This window comes from Deltaproteobacteria bacterium (genome assembly GCA_016930875.1).
Classification (GTDB): domain Bacteria; phylum Desulfobacterota; class Desulfobacteria; order Desulfobacterales.
Genome location: JAFGFW010000030.1, coordinates 1 through 25,806 on the forward strand (window position 1 = coordinate 1; position 25,806 = coordinate 25,806).

Consider the following 25,806-nt stretch of genomic DNA (forward strand, 5'->3'; position numbering starts at 1 on the left):
CTGACTGGATTCCGGCTTTCGTCGTTCGACCCTGAGGCTCTCGACGGGCCGGAATGACGGAGTGGTAAACGTCGTTGTAGGGTTAAAGGGGGACTTTAGGGGGATTTTCATGGTAGGGCAAAAGGTAACTTTGACGGAGCCCTGGCTGCTCGGCTCTGAAGAGTGAAGAGGAGGGCGGGGGCGTTGAAGTAATGTGATGGATAAGCCTCTGAAACTCAGGCTCTTTTCAAGGGCAGTCTTATCGTAAAGATGGTTCCCTTTCCGGGTTCACTCTCCACAGAAACAGTTCCCCTGTATTCCTGAATTATCTTTAGTGTGAAAGTTAGGCCGACCCCAGGTCCGCGTGTCTTTGAGGTAAAAAATGGGTCGAAGATATTTTTGATTTTATCCTTCGGGATACCCTTTCCGGTATCAGAGACTTGTATCTCCATGCGTCCATCGCTAATACGACTGGTAATTTTCAGTATCTTGAGCTTGTCTTGCATGGCCTCGATGGAATTTTCAACAAGATTGGCGAGAGCCATTTTCATCTGTTCTTGATCTATAGAGATAAGGGGAAGATTATCCCCTAACTCAGTTCTTGCCTCTATGCCTCTATCTTCAAGTTCCTGTTCAAATGATTTTAGGGCTTCCATAATCACATCATTGATATTTGTGAGCTCCCTATAAGATATCGCTGTGGTTTCTAACTCAAGAAGTTCTTTTATCATATCTTCCAATCTGGCTACATCATTTATGATCATCTCCATATACTTTTTGTTAGGGTCACCTTGAGGGAGCCTATTATAAACCCTGCGTGCAAAACCCCCGATAGAGGTGAGGGGATTTCTTATCTCATGTTCTACCTCTTCCATCATTCGTTCCAATGCTTTTGATTTTTCCTCTTCCACCAATTTTTCTCTTGCTGCCTTTACGGCGACTAATGACCTGACCCTTGCAGAAAGTTCTTTGTAATTGAAGGGCTTGGCCAAATAATGATCAGCTCCTATATCGAGGCCCTTAACCTTATCCTCTATCTCGCTTTTTGCAGTAAGCATAAGGATGGGAATATATTTTGTATTTTCATTTGACTTAAGCCTCTGGCACACTTCATAGCCATCTAATTTCGGCATCATGACATCGAGGATAATTAAGTCAGGGTTGTATTCAGCGACATGTTTAAGAGCCTCTTCACCATCGTATGCCTCTGCTGTGTCATATCCTTCAAAGCGAAGCCTCTTTTTCAGAAGTTCCACCGCGTCCACGGCGTCATCTACAATCAATATTCTACTTTTTTTCTCCACCTAGATGCTCTCCATCTTGCCGCTGAGATAAGACATTATCAGTTCGGGTAATTCACGGACATTAATAGGCTTTGAGATATATCCTTCACAACCCGCCTCAAGGGCCTTTTCTCTGTCTCCCCTCATTGCATGGGCAGTTAAGGCCACGATAGGGATATTTTTAAACTCCTTCTGGTCCTTAAGCCTCTTGGTCACCGCATAACCATCTATCTTGGGAAGCGAGCGATCCATCAGGATCAGGTCTGGTCTTTCTGCCACTGCTTTTTCTAACGCCTCCTCTCCATCAACAGCCTCAATCGTATGATAACCCCTGGTCTTAAGTATCTTCACTACCAGTTCCCGACTATCCTGATTGTCGTCAACGATCAGTATCTTCTTTGGCAAGCCACTTTTTAACTCTTCCATCTTCCCTTCCTTTACTCATCGGACTTTGCTGACCCTATTAACAGTATCCTTGAGTTCTTTCAAAAGGTCTTCTTTAGTAAGCACTCCCTTGTTTAATATCGCCTGGATCCTGTGGTTCAGGTCATCTATCTCTTTTTTAGTTAAATCCTTGCGGGTAAGGACGATAAGGGGAATATCCTTTACGCCTTCTTCTGTCTTGAGGTATTCAATCACATCAAAACCACTTACCTCTGGCATTGTCAGGTTCAAGACGATAAGGTCGGGTCTAAAATCCTGTATGGATTTAATGGCATCCTTATTATTATAAGCCGTTGTTACCTGATATTCTGCTTCTTTAAGCACATTACCGATCAATCTTACCGTCTCTGGGTCATTATCGACGACTAACACTCGTTTAATCTTGCCCAACTTTTCCAGGTTTCTTAATTTTTTTAATAGAGTCTGTTTTTCTACTGGTTTTACAATATATTCTGTAGCGCCAAGGCTGAAGCCCAATCTCTTGTCATCCACGATGGAAAGTATTATTACGGGGATATCCTGGGTTTCCGGGGTCTCTTTTAGCTCCTGCAGGACCTCCCATCCATCCTTTCTTGGCATCAGAATGTCTAAGGTAATGGCCAAGGGGTTGACCTCCTTTGCCTTCTCCACCGCCTTTTCACCAGAGATAAGGCCAACTACTCTGTATTCCTCTCCGAGGTATTTCCTAATAATACAAGTGCCCTCCGGATTATCATCTATAGCCAATACAGTCTTTTTAGCAACTTCTTCCCGTTTGAGTGCTTCAGCTTCCACCAGCCCATATTCTTCTTGTGCCTTGAGAACAAGGCCTTCTATGAGCTCACAGCCCTTGCAGAAATCTACCTTTTCCGGATAAGCGGCTATCTTCATGCCCGCACAATGAGTTCCGAGGACTAACCAGCATCTGCTTTCCTTAATTCCGTATGCAGGACACATGGGCTGCCCACAACGGACATATTCCCAGCATCTAATTGGCTTGCCGGCATATTGTGGCTCCTTTAAGAAGGTCTCAACGGGTTTTTGAAAATAATCAGCCAGGGCTTCGGCCACCCTTGGTTCCATTACAGGCTCTCCGTGCTTTTCGAGTATTTCTTTGTGTAAAGGAATGGTAAAAGAGAATTTACTACCCTCTCCACAATTGCTTGTTGCCCATATCATACCTTTGTGCAATGCCACTAATCCCCTGGCAATACTGAGGCCGAGGCCGGTGCCTTCATACTGACGAACAGTAGTAAGGTCTACCTGGACGAACTTGTCAAAGATCGTGCCGAGATCCTCTTCCTTTATCCCTGTTCCTGTGTCTTCCACGCAGACTTCTGCAAATATAGGTGACTCTCCAGGTTTAATACCCCGTTCAGAGGGTCTGGCCGTTATGGTGACCCCTCCCTTATCGGTGAACTTGATGGCATTGGATAAGAGGTTTATGAGAATCTGTTTAATCATATCCTCATCCCCATAGACTAAACGTAGACCCTCATAAAGATGATCAGTAAGGGTGAGGCCCTTTTCTTTTATGAGAGGTTCAAAGGTAGGAATGACAGACTCGATGAGCCATTTCAGGTCGAGCTCCTTTGCTTCTAGTTTTATTTTCCCTGACTCTATCTTGGATATATCGAGGATGTCATTTATCAGTTGCAGGAGATATTTCGAATTAGAAGCGATCCTCTGGAGGCTCTTTTCCTGTTCTTCATTAATAGGGCCATCAACCCCGTCTACTAACAGGTCTGCATAACCGATGATAGCGTTCATGGGCGTGCGGAGTTCATGAGACATATTGGCCAGGAAAGTCGATTTTAGTTTATCCAGCTCCCTGAGCTGCCTGTTAGCCCTTTCCAAAAGTGTCATAAGCCGGGTCCTTTCATCTAATAAGGCAGTCTTTCTCTTGATCTCTTCCTCTAATTTTCTACTGGCGGAGGAGACGCTTTCGACCATATAGTTGAAGGTCTGGCTGAGGACTCCAATTTCATCCTCTGTCTTTATATCTATGGGAACGGACATATCTCCCTCTGCAAACCTGTGTGCCTTCTCAGCCAAATTCTCCACGGGACGTCTTATAAATTTGTTCACTACGAGATAAATTATGATGATTGTGATAGGTATGCCAAAGAAAATTAATATCAAAGTTCGGTTTCGCTGGGCGCCAACAGTCTCATAAACCCTTTCAGCGCTTATCCTTATTGCCATACTACCGATGACCTTTCTGGAAGAGCCGTGGCAGTGATGGCACTCCTTTGCATTTAAAATAGGATAGAAATGAACCAAATACCTTTCCCCTGAGACCTCATCCTCAAACGGACTCTCTGGTTCAATTCCGGTCTTCAAAATCTCGTCTAAGCTCTGGAGAGCGGCCTCGTTATGAATGGAAGCTGCTATCCTGGTTTCTACCTTATCCTTATGAGTGGAATAGATTATCTCCTGATCGAAATTACAGATAAATACCTCAATATCTTTAGCCGTTTCCCTGATATCTAATAATTCTCTTTTAATACCCTCAGCGTTTCCTACCGCCATGGGATACTTTATCCCTGCATAGGTCGAGGAGGCCATGTCCCGAGCTACCATGTTCATCAGCTCTAGCCTGTCTCTGGTCCCGAAGTAGATTCGTACAATGATTTCGATTCCCATAATCAGAACTATAGTGATTAGTATTGCAACCAGTAGCTTGTTAGCCAGACGCTTTTTCAGAAAACCAGTCATCCCTATCTCCTAATTTCTGTTACCTTCAGCCCCTAACCCGGACAATGCGAAAAATACGAAATCCGAATATTGAAATTCGAAACAATGACCAAATCTCTAAGGTTCAAATGACCGAAACGTAAGAAATCATATTCCAGGGAAAACTGCAGTGTTTTGAACATTTCGAAATTCGAGTTTTGAATTTGTTTGCGGCTGACGCCTTGAGAACATCACGGATTTCGAAATTCGATATTCGGATTTATTCTGTAATACAAAAGGCTTGCCGTATATAGCAAAAAATGTTCTGCCAGAAAAAACACGAATTCTATGACCAACGTACTAATGCGCGCCCCCGTGAATCAAGGGTTTGTATCTGAAGGCCCTCACCCTTTCCGAGGTGTGACAGACCTCACAGTCTTCTGCGGTCAAACGCCTCTTTATAAAGGAGGGATCCTTTTCCTTTACATGAAACTCCCCAGGACCATGACATACCTCACAGCCAGCATTTTTCAAATGGGGCGTCTTTTCCAGACTTACGAAACCACCCGGTTTGCCATAGCCGGTCGTATGGCAGTAATAGCAACCTTGAATCTCCTCTTCCGTCAGCTCTTTCTTAACCCTCTCAATGCTCTTAAAAGATGTGCTCTTTTTTGCATGGGTCACAAAGCTTTTATATTCCTTCTCATGACAGGTCTTACATGCCAATGAGCCGATATATTTGGGTATCCCTTTGGTTTCGGCAAGGCTGAAAGACAGGTTTATAGAAACAAGAAAGATGGTGATAAAGGCAGATAATATATACTTGGTTGAAGATTTTGAAAAATCGACCATCGGTATAACCTCCGATTGAGATTCCATTCAGATTTATCATATTTTTTCTTGTTTGCGTGAAAAATTTCAATAATTTTCGACAAAAATGCCCCATCAATACAATTTGTGCTGAAGCAGTCGGTTTGAAGCGGTAAGATCATGGGAGCTGAAAGCTCAAAGCTGAAAGTGCAGGGAAGTTTCTTGAGCTACATCACTAATCCAGAGTTTTCTTTATAACGAACCCGGAACTCTTCCTCAGAGAAACTGTGATCCTGGGTACCATAGCATTCCACGGCGTAACTGGCGCAGGTTGCACCCATGTGGGCAGCGTCCGGAAGGCTTTTTCCCATAACAAGCCCCTTGATCAGGCCTGCCCGATAGGCATCTCCCGCCCCCGTGGGATCCAGTACTCTAGAAACGGGGGCAGCAGGGATTTTGACTTCCTCATCGGGTGTGCAAAGAAGAGAACCGTCTTCACCAAGGGTCGTAATGACGGCCCCAGTGCGTTGAAGAAGTTGGGTTTTTTCCAGCCCCGTGGCCCGCATAGTCATCTCCAACTCGTAGTCGTTGGAGATCAAGAGGCTGGAGCCCGTGAGCATGTCTGCCAATTGATCTCCTGACAAGGCCGTGATGGACTGGCCGGGATCGAAGATATAGGCGATTTTTTTTTCTTTGCATGTGGCGGTGTATGTGATCATGTCTTCAATGTTTCCGGCGGCCACAATGGCCAGCGCCTTCTGAGGGTTTACACCGTCAAATCTGAACAGGGAAGGGTATTTCATCGCCCCTGGGTTAAACCCGGTGATTTGATTGTCGGCCTGATCCGTGGTGATATAGGCCCCGGCAGTGAATTCCTCTGTAATCCTCCGGATTGGTTGCAAGGAAATCTCATGCTTTAGCAGCCAGGCTTCATATCTGTCAAAGTCCTTGCCGGCTGTGGCCAAAATCAGGGGCCGCTCTCCCAGCAACGCCAGGCTGTATGCGATGTTGCCGGCTGTGCCGCCGAATTTTTCCTTCAGGTCGTTAACAGTAAAACAGACATTGAGGACATGGATTTTATCGGGCAAGATGTGATCCGCAAACCTTCCCGGAAAGTCCATAATGCGGTCATAGGCCAACGATCCGGAGACAAATATCTGCATATGAAGACTCCTTTTGCGGTTTTCTGACCTACTCGAGAGGAAGAGATACAGTGATTCTCAACAGATTGTCGTCTTCTTTGTTCACATTGATAATTCCCCCGTGCTTGTGGATAAGCACCGTGCAAATGGGCAGATCCATGATGTTTTCACCCGAAACGCCTTTTGGGAAGGGATAGTCTACCACAAAGGGATAGAAAAACTGCTCGATGTCATCATCTGAAATATAACCAACCCTGTAAGCCAGGTTCACTGTCGCATATCCGCCGTTTTTTCCTGTAGCTACTTGAACTTCACCCTTTCCCTGCATTCGATAGAAGGCGTTTTCCAGAAGATTGATCAGGACTTTTTCAAACAGATCACAGTCGAGCTTTATCATGGGAAGGCTGTCATCCATGTCCAAATTCACGGAGAAATCTTCTTTTGGAAATTCAGCCTTTATCCTTTCAACAGCATTGCTCACAACTTGATTGATGCGACAGGCCCGCAATTGAATCGATTTGGGTTCAATGTAGGCTGTGATCATCTTCAATATTTTTTCAAGTCTCTTGACTTCTTCTACGATCAACTCGCCCTTTTTCCTTCTTGGATCTGATGGTTCGTAGGATTTGAGCAAACGTCTGGTCAGTCCGCCTATAGAAGTCAGGGGGTTCCGGATCTCATGGGCCAGACGGGCCGAAACCGCGCTCAGGGTTTCGAGTTCTTCGGTCTGCACGATCTTTTCCTGGAGTTCTTTACGTGCCGTAACATCCATGATGATGCCGTCCATCCTTATCAGCTCATTCTCATCGTCGAATACGGGAACAGCATAGTCAACGACGTAGACAATATGGCCGTCTTTGTGAACCATTCTGTATTCAACTCGGAACTCCTTGCCCTCCCTCAAACATTCATCAAAATGGGCAACGACGCGGGCCCTGTCGTGTGGGTGGATGTAATCGGCCCATATTTCGTGATGACCGCCCAAGTCCTGTGGCCCCACGCCGATGGTCTCTTCAACAAACCTGTTTAAGAACATGGTTGTTCCATCGGCCAAGACGAAATAAACAATAAGGGGCACGTTTTCAACCAGGGTTCTGTATGTCTGTTCGGATTCCTTGAGGGTACGGGTCCGCTCTTCCACCATCAACTCAAGATTTTCGGCATAATCCTTGATTGTTCGCCGTGATTCTTCTAACGAGGTTAACATATCATTGATGGCGCGAGCCATGATTCCCAGTTCATCAGCGCTCTTGACTGCGATTTTGGCATCACGCTGCCCGGCCGCGATTTCCTCTGCGGCGTCCACAACCTTTTCAATGCGCTTTGTAAAAAACAGTGATATGAGCCAGACAAAGGATATGGAGAAGACAAGACCTATAAGGCCGATGATTACGGCAATCGTGCCATATCGCTTAAGAAGGGCCAGTGTGGGAGTTCGATCCACGGTAATCTCCACCACCGCAACGATCTTGGATGAGAAGTCACGAACCGGCCCTGCGATAATGGCAACATTCCTGCCGTTCCATTTGCCAGTGTGGAATACCACATCTCCAGTATTGAAAACGTGACTGAAGAGTTCAAATGGAAGAAGGCCCCTGGTCATGGTTGAGGCAAGAGCCTTTGGTTTGTTTGAAACAGGTTGCTCTTGCACATAGATGGTCAAATCTGAGCCGAAGTGTTTCTTGAATTCTTGAAGCAGCGGCTCCTCACAAGAAAGCCCGAACTCCACGGTCCCGATCTGATTGCCTTCATAAAAAACCGGGACCACACTTCGTATGCCGAAACCGAAAACCCCCCACTCCAGGCCTCCGACACCAGTGCCGGTTTCTCTCGCCTTATTGATCGTTTGTCTGTAAGCCTCCATCTCTTCTCCGTATCGATCCAGAGCATGGAGGCGGAGGAAAGAGGTGGCGGGCGGCACATGAAAGTGAAATATCTTAATGGCAAAGTCCTCGTGCAATATCTTGAAAGCAGGATGCAGAAGCTCTATCAATCGATTCCGGTCCCTTTTGGCAAAGGCTTCGGCTACATCGGGATTCGTGGATACCAGGTAGGCAAGACTCATGGCCATATTCGTCCTAAAGTCAATTTCGTTCAGAAAATACTGGTAGTTATTTCTCAGGCGTTTTTCTTCGTTTAGGTGAATAAGGTCAGCCTGAAAACGATAGGAAACCACAAAAAGAGCCGTAGCTCCCGTAAAGGCGAGGAAAAGGAATGGAATGACAAGCTTCCACTTAAGGCTAATATTGTGCAGGCGGCTTAGGTTCAATAGCGGCTCCCGGGTGCATTTCCAGTCCCTTTATGCTGATAGAAATTGTAAAACAGGGCAGCCATATTGTCGAGCAGTTTCTCCTTGCTGCATCCTGCTCGATTCATGCCATTTTGTAGTGCCAATGCTAATGGGATCTGCGAAAATGTGCACTAACGAAGCATTATCGCCCAACTATCAAAGAGTCGATTGTATCGTATGATGTACGTGGACTCATCGTCAGCCCGGACCTTGAAATAATCCAAGACCTCTGATCTTTCGTCCAGGTTCGCATCATACCAACGGTCAACGATCTTCATGATTTTATAGGTCTGGCCCGCCCATTCAAAAGACCGGGGAGATTCGTTGGTTTTGTATCCCTCGTAGCAGCTAACCAGAATCCGTTCAAAGGTCTTTGCGCTCCCAGACAGATATCCCACCAGTCCTGAAACTGCATCCTGGATATCGAGAAAGCAGAAGCGATATGCCTCGTATTGGAGCCCGTATGGATCGGCAATACCCCGCCGTCTGGAACCATGTCGACCAAAATGCCTGAGCAACAAGACCCTGCCGGCTGCATCAGGAAAGGATGCCAAAAGATCTTTTTCGTGGGATCGTTCCATAACCAGGACAAGGTCAGACGAAGTCAGAATCTTTTCGGATACGGATTTGGCCGAATGGCGAGAAAGATCAACGTCATACTCAGCAGCAACCCGTTGAGCCAAAGAGGTGGCAGAATTGCCCGGAAGGGCAGACAAACCTGCAGAACCGACCGCAATGCCTTCAAGGCCTTTTTCGCCCAGGAGCTTTTTGGACAGGCCTTCAGCAAAGGGACTTCGACAGATGTTTCCCGTGCACACAAACAAGATGTTTTCTATTTGGGTGACCATGCTGGCGGGCGCTTTGTCGTCTTGAAGTACTGGTCAATGGCTTCGCGCAACGATGTTATGGTCAGCTTGGCGCAATGCTGTTCCTCTGTTGGCAGGCCCCTTAACCAACGGATGATATCTTCGTGGCTCAAGTCATAGGCTTCACTCAATAATTTGCCTTCGGCAAGTTCAGCGCCTACAGAAGCGCAAGCAACGCTATTTGGACACCCATCGGCCACGTAGCGGGCCTGTGCAATGCGTCCATTTTCTATCTTGAGGTATATTTCAATGGTGTCTCCACACGGCCCTTTGACCTTGGCGGAGCCGTCCGCATCCGCAATGGCGCCCCGGTTTTTCGGCCTGAGCCATCGATCGATCACTTCCATGGCAATGGCCTCATGGGCATCGTGTCCCTTGCGACCGCGAAAAAAGCCCTCCACGAACTTCACAAGTTCCGGCGCATGTTTTGCAGGGGTCTTCAGTTTCTTGGCATCTTCGACAACCTCGAGCACGGTTTTGCCTTCATTTAAGGCCGAAATAGTCAGCAGCAAGGCAACCGGCCTTATGCCCCTTTGTCCGTGGATGTACACGGGGTATTTGCCTTCATCGAAAACAGTCTCATAGAACATGCTTAGTTTCTCTTCTGACAATCCGTCCCGTGTCACAGGAAGATGAATATATCTGAGCCCTGCATTCCGGGTCAGTACTGGTTCGTTGGATCCGCTGCTTTCTTCATCGGTTCTCAAATCAACCACTGTCTTGACTCCGCTTCGGGCCAGATCTGTTATCCCGGCCTCATCGGGTATTTGACCAAAAGAAATATTTTCGTTAAATTCAATGATGAACATCTGTCTCCTCCCACCTAACCCGGATAGACCGGAATTGAAGAATTGCGAATTAGGGAATTTAGGAATTAAATGGTACCGCGTATTCCTAATTCCTCAATCCCTCAATTGTTCGTTAGTATCGAAAAACGGTGTATCCCAAATATTCTCTGCCAGAAAAAACGGAATTTTCTGACTAACGGACCAACCAGTACCCTACATTTGTCGATATGTTGTAGTCCATTTACATGAATTGCAAGTGTTTCGCAACCAATTCTTGAACAAGAGCAATAAGAGCAACTGTTCTGGGTTGTAATTGCTGTCTTGACCTTCCGTCAGGTACTCTGATATGTTTCAAGAGGACTCAGAGGTTCTTGCGCAGACGTGTCGCTTCAGATTCTGCTTGAAAGGGTTCCAGGGACAAAATGAGAAAATGCATAGAGTGCGGCAAGACATTTGGCACATCTAAGAGATGTCAATTGTGCGGAAAGGAGGTTAACGCCGAAACCGGCAACGATTTGAATTTCTGTATCTTGTGTCACAGGTGTCTAGCAGCTATTGAAGAAGGCCTTGATTTGAAGGAATACAAAAGGCACAAGAAGCAAAGAATGAAGAGGTGTGCAGATTGTATCTCCCCACGCCTTCCAGCTAGTTGACAAACAGTCTTTAATGCATAGATTAATGGGGCTGTTGAATAAACCCTAAGTCAGGGAGGACGAGATGTTTCAAGTTACCGAAAACGCAAGTGCAATCATAAAGGATTTTTTTAGGGACAAGGAAGAGGCCCCCTCCATCAGAATCATGTTGAATCATGGCGGGTGAGGCGGCCCTTCTTTGGGCATGGCTCTGGACGGGCCTCAAGAAGATGATGAAACTTTCAATGATAACGGTATTACCTACGTTATAAATATTCAGTTGTTTCAGCAGGTAAAACCTGTCAACGTGGACTACATTGACACGCCCATGGGAGCCGGGTTTAAGATCTCTGCGAATCTACCTTCAGGATGTTCGTGCGGGACATCGTGCAGTTACGGAAGTTCGTGCGGTAGTGGATAATAATTGGAGCGGTTAAATTGCGGGATCGAGTCTACACTCATGACAACCACCTTCTATCTGTCAGGAGTGTGGACCCCGCGGAAGACCTCTATTTTGCCCCTGCCTCTTTGGCAAACTGGGTGTCGACAAATTTCTCCAGATCGATCTTGCTCTTCATGATGTTCATCTCGTCAAACATGTAATCCTGAATCTTCGCAAGATCCTCTATAACCGGGAATAGTTCTCCGGTGGTGATACGATCCTTTGGCTCGGTGAGAACACGCTCCACAACCGCTTTGTCCTGACCAAGAAAGCTTGCGCCGATCACGGCGGCGGCTGAGGGTTTGGCGTCAATGGCTATTCCGGACTTCACCAGACTATTGGTCAACTCCTGGACGGCATCGGGATGCTTGCCTACGATTTCATCCCTGACAACAAATACACAGCAAGGGTGGTTCGGCCAGAGGTCCTTGGAAAGGTAGAATTCCTCTCCGTACCCAGCGGCTATGGCCTGAGACCCAATCGGTTCGGCAACAATGAAACCCGCGATTTCTCCGTCTTCATCATTTTTAAGGGCATCCGGCATCATCATCGGCGCCATCACCTCCAGAAAGACATCAACTCCGGGTTCGCCGCTTCTTCCCGGCTTCAGGCCTTTTTCGGTAAGGAGTCTGTGGAAAAGCATATTATGGACCGACAACTGATAGGGGATGAGAACAAATTTTCCCGCAAAGTCTTCAATCTTTTCGATGTTGGCCGTCTTGCTCTTGACGAGAACGCTGCCGGCCTTGTGTGTGAAGAGGATCAACTTGATCTCCACGCCGGCCTTAACCAGATCCATGGCTGTCGGGGCCAGAATAAAAGCTCCTTCAAGGCTCGCGTCTGCCAGGGCGTCTGCCACTTCCATCCACCCAGTCTTGATAACAGTCTCCAAGGAACAGTAATTGAGCGCTTCCTTTCCCTTTTTTATTTTCAGATCGGTCACACCCAGAATGAGATGATCTGTTATCTTGAGATGTCCAACTTTGATGGCTGGTTTATCTGCCATATCTTACCTCCCTGGCTTTAGCCTGCAATATTCGAATTCCTTTCCATGTAACTCCCAACCCGGAGAAGCCGGAACTAAAAAACACTACGACGAAAGCACGAGGAAAGGATTTCCAGAAAAATTTCGTGTCTTCGTACTTTAGGGTTTTGCGTTTAGGAGTATTGGAGTACTCCATCACTTCTTAACCCATTGACCTTGATCAAGACACAGAAAAACATAATATGAATTTGCAGGTCTCGTGCCAAGCGTATCCTCAGGCAATATATCATGTGATTACAGCAAGTTGCCCTATGCTAAAAAAATATGCGATGGTTTTGGAGCTTGCGACTTTGACGCATTGTCACAAATTTGACGGCTTCGCAAAAAGTCCATCTCCCTCCCGCCGTGGCGGGATTCATCTCCGCCCCGTTAAATTCTCGCTATTTGAGACGGCGGAGCCGATCTAACAGGGTGAATCATTGCGGTCCGCCTATATTTGTGCCAAATGGCAATAACTGAGGCGGATTACTGTGCCGAAATCACACTTTCACGGAATTACCAGGACTTTTTGAGAACTTACTTTGCTTAGAGGAATGGTAACTCCTCAGAAAATGGAAATGAGAGAATTTTCATTGTAAAACATTACGTTAAGGCTTACTTTGACGTTATATTGACAGGCACGCATCCGGTGCTGTTGACAGGTTCTCTATTTGGTAGTAAATTAATTAGGCGTTTTCTCACGTCCGGCTTCCCGCCGGGCGAAGCGCTGCTGAACGGCATCCCTCAGGGCCGCGGTGGGATTTTACAAGACACAGTTCATTTACTTCCGGAGAGACAGTGAAAAGACAAAAGAGAATCCTAGTCATTGACGGCGCCCCGGCGAGCCGCGAATCGCTGAAGGATGCTCTGGAGAAAGAGGGTTATGAGGTCGAGACGTCGTCTGACGGTGTGGACACATTGCACAAGGGCCAGGGAGATCTATTGCCTGACCTGATCATTACAGAAATGGTAATGCCTCAGCCTCGGCTGGATGCATTGCAGCTAATTCGAACCCTAAAGGCCTATGACGACACAAAACACATTAGGATAATCATCTGTTCGAGTAAAACATCGCAAGAGGATATCGAAAAAGGCTTGGCTGCAGGCGCTGATCAATACGTTACAAAGCCCTTCCAACTACCTGACATTGTGGCGAGACTAAAGGCGCTTCTTGGAGACGATGCAACAGACAAGGCGTATGAAGCTGACATCGGCCAAAAAGAACCGGGGAGCGCGAAAAAATCGTGGATAGATTTCCGGAGGAGGATGGCGGAAGTTAGTGAGGACAAGAGACGATATCCACGGCTTGAATTCCACTGTCCGGTTAGAGTAGAGGGTGTCAAGGGAGTCAGCCGGGTTACAGACATCAGCATGGGAGGCGTATTTGTCGAACACAAACAACCCTCTTCTTTTACGATAGGACAGACCATTCATCTGGTGATGAAAGTTCCAACCGAGTATGAACCTGTAAAGGTAAGAGCTAAGGTTGTAAATGTTAGGGACAGGGGGATAGGGTTTAAGTTTGTCGATTTGACCAGGAGAAATCAAGAGGTCATTCGTTTTTGCTTCAATACTTTCAAAGACACGATACCTCTCATGTGATATTGCCTCTGGCCATGCCAACAATACCTCCCACGTTCTTCACGCTTAGGGCTCGCGCAAAAATAACTTCACATTTTGGCATCTCAGCTTCAGCCCATCTTTGACCGATGCCTCATTCGCAAACTCCTCGAAATAGCTAGCTATTCCTGCGGTTTTGCTCAATCGGATCGGCCAAATCTGAACCAAATCTGAGCGCCAACTCTGCGAATTTATTCTTGCGCGAGCCCTTACATCAGCTTCATTACGATTTCATATACGCAGGCAACGGCCTCACTCGACTGATCCAGCTTGGTCAGGGGGACCATGTCAGAGACCGACTTGTCTATCTGTTCATCATAGACCACGCTTCCGGGATCGCTTGGGTGTACCATTAGGTACTTTTCAGCAACAAGTCGTATGATACGACTGGCGTTCTTGTCTTTGGGGGTCCTGATCATATTGGCAATGACTGCCGGCCGGATTTTCTCAATCTCTTCTTGCAGGCCCTCTACGACACCCGTGCCGTCGGAGTCCTGAACCACCTGAAAGAGCTCTTTGATTGTTCGCACCTTGAGCTCATTCTTTGGATTCATGGCAGTCTTGACAAGGGCCTGAACAGATGGCTCCCGGCGTGAAAGTTGGCTTAGCCTCCTGTAAACCGCATTTCGAACAAATGCGTAGGCATTCTGGATCGATGTGGGTTGAGGAGTCAAAACAGCAATTTTCTGGTGGGAAACAAGAAAAAAGTCCAGGACATTAAAAGAAGACCCACCTCCAAGATCAAGTACAACATAGTCTGCATCCAGCCTGAACAAGCCCTGCACGATCTTCACTTTCTGGACAAACTGGGGGTTTGCCAGAGAGAGAATTCCTCCTGCTCCGCTGATTAGCCGAAGGTTTTCCGCCTCTGTGTTGACACAAATATCTTCCAGTGAAGCATATTTCCTCGTGACAAAATCGTTCAGTGTGCGAGTGGGGTTCTTGATCCCCAAAAGGGTGTGAAGATTCGCCCCACCCAGATCGGTGTCCACAAGGACGGTGCGTTTGTCCATCCGAGACAACCAAAAGGCCATAAGGGTGGATATGACGCTCTTGCCCGCTCCGCCCTTTCCTCCACCAACGGCCCACAACTTCGGAGCTGATTTGCGTTTGGCTTTCTGTTTTCCTCTCACTTGATACCTTTCAGTTTAGCCGCAAAAACCCTCGGAGAACCTCCTAGTGCTTCATATAGGACTCCCATAGGCTCCAGATCAGATTCTGCTCCCCCTCACTTCCAAAACAGTAATCATCCAGCGCCGCCCGGTTATCATCGCTCATCTCCTTGAACTGGACGCCCACTACAATACTCGTTTCCCCTTCCTGAGGCACCTCTTTACTCCAGACAACCGTGCCCAAGATATTGAGATTGGCAACTGCCTTGGGCAAATTCATCTCGACCTTGACGTTTTTTCCCAACAATCCTGCAGGATGTCCAGTTCGGTACTTCGCGCCCAAAACAAGACAGGCCCCACCTGAGGAGATATCCTCGGTGATCCCATCCACAACCAAAGGGCTTTTGTCAGGCTCTTGCGGAAAAATTTTCAGTCTCACTTTTGTTGGCAGTTTATGTCTGACCGTCTTTCGTACGGTTCTGGGGGGCTCTTTTTCCCGTGATTCCGAACGAGTCCCATAAAGACCCTTTACCAGAAGTTCAACATTGGGATACTTGTTGCAGACCCTTCTCAGCCTTTCTTTTGAAATCTTGACCAACTCAACGCGAGTAATCGTCTCAACATCTGATTGAGATACTGCTTGTTGATCAAAGGGGTAAACGTCACCGAAGAAATCGTTTTCCACCAGATCGGCGGTCGATTTTTCAGCCCCCCATTTTCCTTCTGCCAATGCCCGAAAGGTTGTCTCTTTCAAGGACCCGCACACGACAAAATAGATATCATTTTCCGGGTCCCCAGATTTTTTGACGATCTTCCCAGCAGGCAGGCGGACTCGCACCATGTTGACCATAAAGGCAACGATCTCAGGATAGGCCATTCGGGTTAGAAAATTCTCTAAGGAGCCCTCTTGGACTTCCGCTCTGCGAAGGTCTGAATAGAAGGCCCGACCTTCCTGATGGGAGGGCTGAACGATACGCCACTCCAGGATCTTTGACACAATAGCCTGCAGCATCATGCCCAAATCGATAAAGAGCCGGGTGGCCTTCCTGTAGGCATTGACGGCGGCATCAATAGACTTCTTTTGGGCCAGCAAGTCTGCAAAGGCCCGATAGATCCCAGGATCATCGGGGAAGATCTTGGTAACGTTTTCAAATTCTCCAATGGAATCGATCGTCACGGACCCGTCAATAATCCGCTGAACAATGCTACCCTGTGTCTCAAACCGGTCGCCCAACGCTCATTCTCCTCAGTGCTTTTTCCCACCCTTAGTAGATTCCACTATCGTGTCAATACGCTTATTCATTATCTCGCTCTTTCGATGGTAAAGACGCATGATTTCGTAACACGCCTTCATCTTGCTGTCATATTTCAATACCATTTTACTGAGCTGAGCAAGCTGTTTGCTCATGGACTTAACTTGCTTCTGAATATCTTTGAGTGCAACCCCAGGTGCAGATACGGAATTTTCCTGTTTAAGTCCTGTTATGAGCTTTTCGAGGTCATCCTTCTCACCGTCCGAAAGTCCGACACCCAGATCTGTAGTGACTTTTTTCGCTCGGGCTTTCTTTGCTACGGGTTTTTCGGCAGGGGGAGTTTCTGGGGCCACGAGATCTTCAAGCGCGATGACCTCCTCTGCCTCGGGAGCGTCCACTGCAGAGGGTTCTTCTGTTTCTGACTGTCCGGGCGCTTGGGTTTCGACCTGCGTGAGCTCCTCGAGAGCGAGAGCTTTCTCTTCCTCGGCATCATCAACTGAAGCGCCTTTTTCTGCCGCAGGTTTGTCCGCATCAACGGTTTCCACTGCCACAAGCTCTTCAAGGGCAAGGTCTTGCTCTGCCATGGGAGCGCCGGCTGAAGGAAGTTCTTGTATTTCAGCCTCCTCGGTTGCAGGAGTCTGGGCACTCACGAGCTCCTCAAGAGCAAGGGCTTGCTCCGCATCAGCATCGTCAGCTGAAGAACCGTTCTCTACTGCCGGACTTTCCGCTGCCACAAGCTCTTCAAGGGCAAGATCTTCCTCTGCTATGGGAGCGTCGGCTGAAGGGGGTTTCTTTGCCATGTGGACCTCAGGTGTCAGGATTGATCAAACTTCTTTAGCTCTTTTTCAATCTTCTCATCAATAGCAGCCATGCTATCCTCCGCTGTGGAAAGTGGTTCCGAATCTTCTTCAAAATGGTCTGAATCGACTGCGCGCCTTTTCTGTAACAGGATAAAACTCAGCAACGAGATAATAACAAGTGACAAAACAATTAACGCGGCCAGAAGGTACACTTGCAAATGGCTATACTTGGAAGGGCGTGACGGCGACTCATCCTGTGGGACTGCCACGGGGCTTGCCTTCTCTGCCACTGGAGTTGGTGGAGGCACTTTGGGTAGAGCAGGCGATTGTTTTGCGATATCTTGAGAAGGCTTTGCTGAAGGTTCTTGAGTGTCCTCCTGCGTTGGTTTGCTCGCAACCACAGTCGGTTCTGGTTCCAAATCTTTGCCCGCCTTTTTTACAAGAGGCTCCCGATGCTCAGCCTCCGGTTTTCCCTCCCCTGTTGGCGCCAGTGTCTTTGCAGGGGGCTCCTTGGATAAAGATTTAGATAAAGATTCCTCGAACACAACGCCATCAGGCGGTGAGCTCAACCGGTTTACGTCCAAAACAACACGGTCGGGATTGGGAAGTGTGAAAGCCTTGATCTTGAAATAGGGAAAGGAAAGAGCAATATTGGCTGCCAAGCGAGATCCCTGCTGAACGAATTCTATGGCATCAACCCGTTTGGTCGTCTCACTCAATATCTGTTCGGGCAGTGCCGTCGTTGTGTCAACAAAAACCACGGAGAATCTCCCCCTGCCTTTGATCACAGGTTCCTTGAAGACAACAGAGCCCCGAAATTCAAATACGATTCTCGTAAAGGTCTTGTGTTCGCCAATCCTAATATACCTTAGTTCGGCAGCGTCCGCCCACCCAACCTGCAGCAGCCACAAAACCACAAAACCAACGATTGTCAGCCTTACCTTTGTGTTATCATTCATTTCAGTTCAGGAAACCTGGTCTTTTGGGCCAGGTCGCCGACTTCGCCAGCCGCCGTCGGCCATAGCCTATGGCGGAGAGCCCGAAGGCTACGGCCCGCAGCCGGACGGCTGAAAGAGTCATTGGATCTGTTAACAAACTAAGATCAAGGGCAAATATTATTACATACAAGATTCATACCACAGCTTGAACGCTTTGCCAACGATTTCAGCGCGTAGTCCTTTGTCTGCCCGGTCGGCACCCCAAAGACACATTGAAAGATGCAATAACTGCTACCATATTAAATCAATATTACCTATTTGACACCTGTAAAGAAGTCATCGATAATTATTGAGAAAAGTGATGTCGAGTCTGTCGCCGAAAACCGCCATCGCAAGCGCCTCAGTTCAACTATTGAGAGGAAAGGTCGTATGGAAACACTGAATTGCCAGGGGTTGGCCTGTCCCCAGCCGGTGCTCAGGACCAAGCATTTTATTGAATCGAATCAACATCTTTTGGAATTTTCTGTAATTGTGGACAATGCCGCCTCGGCGCAAAATGTTGTCCGTTTTTGCGAAAGCCAGGGTTTCAGCGCCTCTCTTCAGCAGAAGGGCAATGATTTTGAGATCGAGGCTGTCAAGTCTGAGGAAAGCGGCAGCGAATCCATTGAAGAGGATTTAGCTAAATCGGACGAAAAGACCCTGGTGTTGATTCCAAAGGACACCATGGGCTCCGGAGATGATGTGCTGGGTTCAGGGCTCATTCTAAATTTTATCAACACCCTCAACGAAATGGGAGATGCCCTGTGGAGATTGGTTTTCCTCAATAGTGGAGTCAAACTGACGATTGAGGGGGCCGAGACCTTGCCTGCCATACAACAACTGGAGGCCCAGGGCGTGAGCGTTCTTGTATGCGGCACCTGCCTGACGCATTTCAACCTGCTGGAGCAAAAGAGGGTGGGCGAGACCACGAATATGCTTGATATTGTTACAAGCTTCCAGCTTGCCGACAAGGTGATCAGCGTGTGACGTATCTGGCCAATTACCTTTGTGTAGGTTGGGCAACGCCCACCGACCACAGTGATACACGGTAACCGTTCACGGAGTGTTGGAGTAATGGAGTGACGGAGTAATGCCATATTCTGAGCTGCGAAGCCGCGTTGTATAAAATCGCGAAGGGATTTTATATGGAGAAGAGTATGAGTGCATCGTGGGGGAGGAATCCTGCGTGGGAGAACGGGGCACGCGCAACTTGACTGACAACTCCGGAAGCTCTGTGGATGAACTCATGGAGGTGATTGTGAATCGTTATTTCAAGGTGGATTGTGCCATCTTCACGCCCAACCCCGATCGCCTTGACCATATTCTTGAGATGTTTGAGCAATATCAAGCCGACGGTGTCATTCATTATTGTCTACAATTCTGCCAACCCTATCTCATGGAATCCATGCCTGTGGAAAAGGCCCTTGAGGCCAAGAATATCCCCACGCTTCGTATTGAGACCGATTACAGCCTGGAGGATGTGGGGCAGCTCAAGACCAGGGTGGAAGCCTTTATCGAAATGGTGAAATAGGGGAGCACTTTTCGGATGCGACTTGCCGGCATCGACATCGGTTCCCGATCCATTGAACTGGTAGTTTTGAACAAAAGAGGGATTGTTGTCAGCAAGCAGGCGGATTCTGGCGTTGACCCCATGACCTGGGCCAAGGCGCTTCTGGAGGGGGTTGGCTTCGACCGGATCATGGCCACGGGTTACGGCCGCCACCTCTTTGAGCTTTCCTTTGATGCGCCAACGGTTACGGAGATTAAGGCCTATGCCGTGGGGGCTCGAGCTCTGTTCCCTGGCGTTCGCACAATACTCGACATCGGGGGCCAGGATTCCAAGGCCATTGCCGTTAATGATGGAGACAGAGTAGCCAAATTCGAGATGAACGACCGGTGTGCCGCAGGAACCGGCAAGTTTCTCGAAATCATGGCGAATACCCTCGGCTATACACTGGATGAGTTTGGCCCAGACGCCCTTAAGGCCAAAAAGGATATCCAGATGAGCAACATGTGCACCGTGTTTGCGGAATCCGAGGTGACTTCTCTTCTTGCCAAAGGGGAAGACCGTCAAGACATTGCCATGGGTTTGCACAGGTCTGTGGTGCGCCGAGCTGCTGGCATGCTCAAAAGGGTCTCTGTAACGCTATTAACGGTTTTCTGACCACAATAAAGGGGGTGATGGTGATTTAATCTGAACTTTTTACTCAGATGTCACTCATTTTCTAGTTGAGACACATTTTAGGGACAGGAGGAATGAGCATGAAGAAAGTAGCGGTATTAGCCAAAGTGATGATTGTGTTATTCTGTGTTTGTGGAATGGTGAACCCTTCTTGGGCCGGAATCAAGATGGAAATCGATGAACAGACAAAAGGAGAGGTCGGCATCTGGATGCAGACTTGGTTTCAGCACGTTGAGGATGGCAAGAGTGGCAGTAACGAAGATTTGAACGATTTCATTCTACGTCGCGCCTATATGTATCTGAAGGGTCAGGTAACAGAGCATGTTGGCTTTTTCACCCATATTGCTTCAGATAAAATCGGCCAAGAGGGATTGGATAGACCTTCGCTTGGACTGGGGAGCGGTGTTGCCTGGCGAGATCTGTGGATTGCATTGAATCTCCATGAGAGCTTCAAGGTTCAAATGGGACGAATGTATGTGCCACTGACCCGCAACTATGGCACAACGTCGACAAAGTGCATGTTGACGATGGATCTCCCTTTTCTACAGGGAGGCTCGCGGGGTGGTATCTTCTATGCTCAGAAGGTGGGTCGAGATGACAGCCTGACTATATGGGGCAATCCCTTGGACGGGCTCCTCCAATACCGCCTGATGGTTTCTGAGGGGGTCGAAGGACAAACGACATCATCAGGCACTGTAGTAAGCGATAATCCTGATGACGACCTGCGCTTCGTAGGCAGGGTGTCATTGAGCTTGCTGGATCCTGAGAAGGGCTGGTTCAACAAGGGGACGTACCTTGGGAAGAAAAAGGTCTTGAGCTTCGGCCTCGGCATGGACAGCCAAAAAGATCTTACGTTGAAGGACGTCGTGGACCAGGACAATTTCGTCTGGACCGTTGACGGCTTCTTCGACTACCCCGTGGGAGAGGGTGCGGTGACTGCAGAGGCCGCTTATATCGATATCGACAATTGTACCCAGAATCAGCCGTCGGCCTACACGGCCCTGTCGGCAGGGGACGATGCCAAGAACTGGTACATTAACGCTGGATATCTCCTGCCTGGTTCAATAGGCCCTGGCCGGTTACAGCCGTACGTGCGGTATGAAACAGTGGATGTTGATACAAGGAATGACAGTATAGATTATAAGACCGACTTCTGGAGTGGTGGGCTTAACTATTATCTGAAAGGCCACAACGCCAAGCTAACGGCAGATTACATGCACATTGACCAAGATAAAGAAACTGCTACAAGAGTGGACAGGGACATCTTCACTTTTCAGATTACTGTCGGATTCTAGTTAGTGCCAATCCCGGAACTCCCTGGCTGAGTCGTTACCCATAACTCCCCTCTTCCCAAAAAATGGGGGAGATGTGGGTAGCGGTAGGATTTCAGATCTGCATGAAACTTGTTTTTGTTTGTCCTGAAAACAACAAGGCCTTTGAAACCGATGACTTTGAAGTCATTGAAGACAAAGGAGTCAAGACAGGTGAGAGCGGCGACAAGATTTGGGATGCAAAGGTCCAACTTACTTTAGACTGTCCTTTTTGCGGCAAGAGACACGTTTTTTGTGTCAGCGAACTTCCGTGCCCTTTCACTTGATAAAGGACTCCCTTCCTCAAAGCCTTGTCGCATAAAACTCTCGTTCACGAACAAACAGGTATTTCCCTAGCGCGATCTGCGTGCATGTACGAACTGCGGCAACCGTAGCTCCCACTGGCAATGTCGCTTGGGGAAACTCAATCTATCAGCTTGAATGGTTCGAAGGTGGACGTGACGTAAGGCCTCTTGCGGCTTCCCAGTTGGTGGCCGAGAAGGCATGAGCGATTCGCGTGGTTCAAAATCGTCAGCATCAACTCCTGCCCCCTTAAAAACCCAAGGCAGCCCCTTGCTGCACTCACCTCGTCAAAGGATGTAACATCATCGCGGCGTACAGTGGGACCCACCATGGCCACGGGTACGGGCTCGCCAGAGTGGATCAAAGTAGATATGCTTGGGGTCGAATGGTCTGCGGTAACCACAACCAGCAAGTCATCCCTGCTTTCGGCTGCTTTTACTAGTTCATCCAAGCCCCAATCCAGGGCGCTGATAGCAGCTTCCTTGCCCTTTGGGTCTCCTTTATGGGCGGCCTCATCCGGCGCCTTGGTATGGACATGAATAAAATCATGGGAAGGGTCGGAAAGGCCCAAACGTATGCGCTCTCTGAGGTCTTGACCGGGATCCTTGCCGTCCTTGACGCGGACAAACGTAAGGCCCAACTCATGAGCCAGACCTCCGTATACCGAAGGTGAGGCGATCAGCATGCCGCTCAGGCCCCAACGCTGATCAAAGGGTTCCTGCACAATGCGGCGCCCACAACGTTGCGTGGCCAGGAAGTTTGCGGGAAAGAGATTTCCGGCCTGACGTATCCGGTTTAGATCGTGGTTTGTCAAAACCCTATGAGAGTAAGACAGGTACTCGTTCAATGCTTTTGCCGTCCGCGCAGCCTGATCCGGCTCCGGATTGCCTGAAAGAGAGTAAATACGGGCCATTGGCCGGCCAACAACAATGGGATCAGAATCAGATACATAAGGCGAGACCTGGCCGCTCAGGACAATAATAGCATCGTTGCGGCGAGTCTGATGTAGTTTGAAACTGATACCATGGGCTTCATAGGGTGTGATGGCTGCCAATAGCTGCCCTATCTCTTCTGCATCCCCTTCAATTTCATCACGACCTTGGGAAAGAATCGGCACGCTGTTTTTCCAGGTTACACCCGAGAGGTGGGCCAGGCAAAGAACATCTCTGTCATCAAAGGCTATGCCCTCGCCCACTGCCTCGAGAAGCCCTCGGCCAGGGAAAGTCTCCAGATCATATCCAAAGAGCAGATAATGGGCTGTTTCGCTTGGCAGACATTGTCCGGGCAATGCTGCATGAAAAAGGCCGTTGCCTCCCAAAAGAGCCAACCGGTCCAGATTTGGGGTGGAAGCAGCTTGAAGGGGGGTTTGGTGATTGAGAACCTTATATGATCGATCACCAAGACCGTCTAGAAGAACAAGGATGATTTTCATTCCGTTTTATGACTCAGCCGTGGGATGTGAGGCTTGGTAAGGGCCCCTGACTGCTGAATTTGGCGGGATATTCCGGTTGTGTCAAATATTCGTCTACAACCTTTAGGGTTTGCAATAACCCGTCAGTTTTTCTAACTTCAAGAACCCACCAATCGCAACCAATATCCCGCAGGATGTTGAGACGGTCTTCAATGTCTTCCAGCCGGTCCGGCGGCAAGTGTCCGACACCGGAAATCTCTGTATGATATACGTGAGCGTTCAAGACGCGATCGGAATGAGGTGTGACAAAATCTTCAGCAGTATAGTAGTGACTCCGGACCGATTCGCATGCATGGGCGTGACCGATGTCAAAAGTGACCGCCGCTCCGCTTCCGCGGACCAGCTTCTCAAAAAGATGCGGCTTGCTGGTCCACCCCCAGGTCAGGTTTTCCAGGCAAATTCTCACTCTGCGCTCTGCACCGTATTGAACCAGACGTCGCAGGTTCTCTATGGTCGCTTCCCATGAAAGGGGTTCAGTCGAATCATGGCCGAGACCGATGTGAATCGTCAAATATTTTCCCTGCACCTTAGAAACAAGACGGATGATGCGATGGAAAATGCCTTCAGCCTTTTTTGCCTCCTTGGGGTCGTCGTGGCCCAGGTCTATCTGGTGAAAGGGGCAATGATAACGAACCTCAAACGTGTCAAGGGCCGATAGACTCTGCACCCAATTTGACTCTTCTGCAGGCGTGGCAGGAAGTGCGTCTGCGTCAAACGACCAGTCAATGCCAGAAAAACCGTGACTCAGGGCAAAGCTACGTAGAGTCTCAATGTCTGAAAAAAAGTTACATATGGCCAGTTTCGGTTTCATGGCACTGCTTGTCCCATGAGGATTTACTCCCAATTTTCTAAAAATATTACATTGGATGGGACAATAAAGCAAATAGGAAATATCTATGATAAGCAAAGAGACACAACAGGAAATATCTATGGAAGGAATGAGATGTCTGAACCCGCTTAAACCGTGCCTTTTTTACAGGAGCCCAGAACCTGAGCGGCTATCTCCAGGTGTTTTGGAATATGCCCCTTCGCATACGATTCCATGATCTTCTCGGCACAGGGCCGGGCGAAGGTCTCCATGTAGCTTTGAAGCTGTCGGTTGGTGTCATGCACCCTTCCGTCGCCTAGCCAGTAGTTTTTCGACAAAACGCAGCCCAACTGCTCCTTTCCTTCCTGCCACTCGAATCCGAGGATTTCTGAAATCCGGTCGCCCTCTGCGATATGGCGAAGAGGAAGCAGCAATCGAACACCAAAGCGCCTTGTCATGTCCTGATACATATCCAAGGCTTCGCGAGTCTGGTTTATCTTAATCGATTTGTCATGCCACTCCCGTTCCCCTGATATGATCGGCACACTGCCCAGTTTGAGCGCAAGGGGGATACGGATGCAGTGAAGATAAACATGGCAGCCGACACAGGGGGTGTAAAACCCGTATTTGGAGATTAACTTACTGATGAATCGCCCATTCAGTGCCTGCCAGAAGCGGGGAGAGCCTAAGACGACCAGGTTATGGACTCTGATTTCGGGCAGTCGCCTTGCCAGACGCTCAACGGCTTGTTCCACACTGGCCCACGGCCCATACTCTGTCCCAGTATAGACATAAGTGGGAAGCAGGTCGGTAAAGTCTTCTTCCTCAACGCTTTTTACTGCCGCAGCCACACTGTCCCGGCCTGCTATCTCCACGATGGCCAGACGGGATATTGCCCTGTATTCTTCAATCTTTTCTGAGGAAAGAAGCCATTGCGGAAGATCGATGACACATTCGGGCTTATTCAGGTAGAGATCCCGTAGCCGTGAATCAAAATCGGACATGTCTCTTTTTCCTCAGGCTCCCAAGATATTGTAGGCATATAACGTAACATCGGCAGACTTGCAATAGGAATATGCGATTTATTGCTATAGCTTATTTCGATAATGAATTGCCCTTTGCAGAGCAATGTGCTCCTTCTCTCGGACTACGCGAAATCCCAGAGCTTTGAGCGTTCTTATCACCTGCCGTTTTGGAGCATCGACGGGAAAGCTTGCCATCAGGCTTCTACTCGTGCCTCTCAGAACAGTTGCGGAGCAGCATTAACCTCGAGATATGACACAACACTGTGGCGGGAGAATTGTTTCTTTGGGTGAGGATCTACAGATGCAATCTTTATCGGTAGAATCCTGACCCTGTTGGCTGAGTCCGGTGAAATCTATATTTTTTCTGGAATGCGGTGTGATTGCAGAACTATTTACTGTGGTCTGCTGTTGGGTCTTACCATTGACCCACAAGATGTGGGACGTTCTATCTTCGGATGGCGTGCACACGATTCGGGGGTCTGGCTAGAACTCAGGAAGCTCCTTTGTTAAGAACCCACTTCTCAAGCATCTCAAACACAAGCTCTCTTTTGACCGGCTTTGGAATATAATCGTCCATGCCTGCTTCAAGA

The 25,806-nt window shown here is 48.3% G+C and carries 22 protein-coding genes; 6 read left to right on the plus strand and 16 right to left on the minus strand.

Features of this window, described 5'->3' with window-relative positions:
- Nucleotides 1-215: 215 nt before the first annotated feature.
- The 9 genes from JW883_03095 to JW883_03135 all read right to left on the minus strand — a co-directional run bounded on the left by JW883_03095 (nt 216) and on the right by JW883_03135 (nt 12,337).
- A complete protein-coding gene (locus JW883_03095; GenBank protein ID MBN1841253.1) occupies nt 216-1,283 on the minus strand; it encodes a response regulator in 1,068 nt (355 codons plus the stop codon).
- Nucleotides 1,284-1,667, minus strand: coding sequence for a response regulator (locus JW883_03100; protein ID MBN1841254.1), 384 nt, complete (start codon nt 1,665-1,667; stop codon nt 1,284-1,286).
- 36 nt (nt 1,668-1,703) lie between these two features.
- A complete protein-coding gene (locus tag JW883_03105; protein MBN1841255.1) occupies nt 1,704-4,403 on the minus strand; it encodes a response regulator in 2,700 nt (899 codons plus the stop codon).
- Between the two features lie 318 nt (nt 4,404-4,721).
- Nucleotides 4,722-5,213, minus strand: a complete 492-nt coding sequence (locus tag JW883_03110; protein ID MBN1841256.1) for a cytochrome C — start codon at nt 5,211-5,213, stop codon at nt 4,722-4,724.
- Nucleotides 5,214-5,398: 185 nt separating this feature from the next.
- Nucleotides 5,399-6,334, minus strand: coding sequence for a carbohydrate kinase family protein (locus JW883_03115; GenBank protein MBN1841257.1), 936 nt, complete (start codon nt 6,332-6,334; stop codon nt 5,399-5,401).
- A gap of 28 nt (nt 6,335-6,362) precedes the next feature.
- On the minus strand, nt 6,363-8,582 hold the full coding sequence (locus JW883_03120) for a PAS domain-containing protein (protein MBN1841258.1): 2,220 nt from the start codon (nt 8,580-8,582) through the stop codon (nt 6,363-6,365).
- 152 nt (nt 8,583-8,734) lie between these two features.
- Nucleotides 8,735-9,451, minus strand: coding sequence for a hypothetical protein (locus JW883_03125; GenBank protein ID MBN1841259.1), 717 nt, complete (start codon nt 9,449-9,451; stop codon nt 8,735-8,737).
- On the minus strand, nt 9,436-10,278 hold the full coding sequence (locus tag JW883_03130) for an iron-sulfur cluster assembly scaffold protein (protein MBN1841260.1): 843 nt from the start codon (nt 10,276-10,278) through the stop codon (nt 9,436-9,438). The genes JW883_03125 and JW883_03130 overlap by 16 nt, the downstream gene beginning before the upstream one ends.
- Before the next feature lie 1,120 nt (nt 10,279-11,398).
- Nucleotides 11,399-12,337: an ABC transporter substrate-binding protein gene (locus JW883_03135; GenBank protein ID MBN1841261.1), complete on the minus strand. Its 939-nt coding sequence runs from the start codon at nt 12,335-12,337 to the stop codon at nt 11,399-11,401.
- 816 nt (nt 12,338-13,153) lie between these two features.
- Here JW883_03135 and JW883_03140 point away from each other — a divergent pair.
- Nucleotides 13,154-13,957: a response regulator gene (locus tag JW883_03140; GenBank protein MBN1841262.1), complete on the plus strand. Its 804-nt coding sequence runs from the start codon at nt 13,154-13,156 to the stop codon at nt 13,955-13,957.
- A 227-nt stretch (nt 13,958-14,184) separates the two neighbouring features.
- On the opposite strand, the gene JW883_03145 is transcribed toward JW883_03140, so the two are convergent.
- From JW883_03145 to JW883_03160, 4 genes are read right to left on the minus strand one after another with little or no spacing between them, the layout of a single operon-like run.
- Nucleotides 14,185-15,108: a P-loop NTPase gene (locus JW883_03145; GenBank protein MBN1841263.1), complete on the minus strand. Its 924-nt coding sequence runs from the start codon at nt 15,106-15,108 to the stop codon at nt 14,185-14,187.
- A gap of 43 nt (nt 15,109-15,151) precedes the next feature.
- Nucleotides 15,152-16,321, minus strand: coding sequence for a PilZ domain-containing protein (locus JW883_03150; GenBank protein MBN1841264.1), 1,170 nt, complete (start codon nt 16,319-16,321; stop codon nt 15,152-15,154).
- Between the two features lie 12 nt (nt 16,322-16,333).
- The gene (locus tag JW883_03155) at nt 16,334-17,140 is read right to left on the minus strand and encodes a hypothetical protein (protein ID MBN1841265.1); all 807 of its coding nucleotides are present in this window, start codon (nt 17,138-17,140) and stop codon (nt 16,334-16,336) included.
- A 14-nt stretch (nt 17,141-17,154) separates the two neighbouring features.
- Nucleotides 17,155-18,099 carry a hypothetical protein gene (locus JW883_03160; protein MBN1841266.1) on the minus strand — a complete coding sequence of 315 codons (945 nt, stop codon included), beginning with the start codon at nt 18,097-18,099 and terminating at the stop codon, nt 17,155-17,157.
- A gap of 408 nt (nt 18,100-18,507) precedes the next feature.
- Between JW883_03160 and yedF the strand changes: the two genes are divergently transcribed.
- The 5 genes from yedF to JW883_03185 all read left to right on the plus strand — a co-directional run bounded on the left by yedF (nt 18,508) and on the right by JW883_03185 (nt 21,896).
- Complete coding sequence (yedF, locus tag JW883_03165; GenBank protein ID MBN1841267.1) at nt 18,508-19,104, plus strand: sulfurtransferase-like selenium metabolism protein YedF; 597 nt, start codon at nt 18,508-18,510, stop codon at nt 19,102-19,104.
- 151 nt (nt 19,105-19,255) lie between these two features.
- Complete coding sequence (locus JW883_03170) at nt 19,256-19,648, plus strand: 2-hydroxyacyl-CoA dehydratase (GenBank protein ID MBN1841268.1); 393 nt, start codon at nt 19,256-19,258, stop codon at nt 19,646-19,648.
- A 15-nt stretch (nt 19,649-19,663) separates the two neighbouring features.
- Nucleotides 19,664-20,281, plus strand: a complete 618-nt coding sequence (locus JW883_03175) for a 3-hydroxyacyl-ACP dehydratase (GenBank protein ID MBN1841269.1) — start codon at nt 19,664-19,666, stop codon at nt 20,279-20,281.
- A 98-nt stretch (nt 20,282-20,379) separates the two neighbouring features.
- Nucleotides 20,380-21,594 (plus strand): porin, encoded by a 1,215-nt coding sequence (locus tag JW883_03180; GenBank protein ID MBN1841270.1) that lies wholly within the window; start codon nt 20,380-20,382, stop codon nt 21,592-21,594.
- Nucleotides 21,595-21,695: 101 nt separating this feature from the next.
- Nucleotides 21,696-21,896, plus strand: coding sequence for a hypothetical protein (locus JW883_03185; GenBank protein ID MBN1841271.1), 201 nt, complete (start codon nt 21,696-21,698; stop codon nt 21,894-21,896).
- A 137-nt stretch (nt 21,897-22,033) separates the two neighbouring features.
- Here the strand turns inward: JW883_03185 and apgM are convergent, their stop codons facing one another.
- The 3 genes from apgM to JW883_03200 all read right to left on the minus strand — a co-directional run bounded on the left by apgM (nt 22,034) and on the right by JW883_03200 (nt 25,195).
- Entirely contained in the window at nt 22,034-23,344 is a 1,311-nt protein-coding gene (gene apgM / locus JW883_03190; GenBank protein MBN1841272.1) for a 2,3-bisphosphoglycerate-independent phosphoglycerate mutase, read from the minus strand.
- A 13-nt stretch (nt 23,345-23,357) separates the two neighbouring features.
- Complete coding sequence (locus JW883_03195) at nt 23,358-24,194, minus strand: TIM barrel protein (protein ID MBN1841273.1); 837 nt, start codon at nt 24,192-24,194, stop codon at nt 23,358-23,360.
- A 146-nt stretch (nt 24,195-24,340) separates the two neighbouring features.
- Nucleotides 24,341-25,195, minus strand: a complete 855-nt coding sequence (locus JW883_03200) for a hypothetical protein (protein MBN1841274.1) — start codon at nt 25,193-25,195, stop codon at nt 24,341-24,343.
- Between the last annotated feature and the right edge of the window lie 611 nt (nt 25,196-25,806).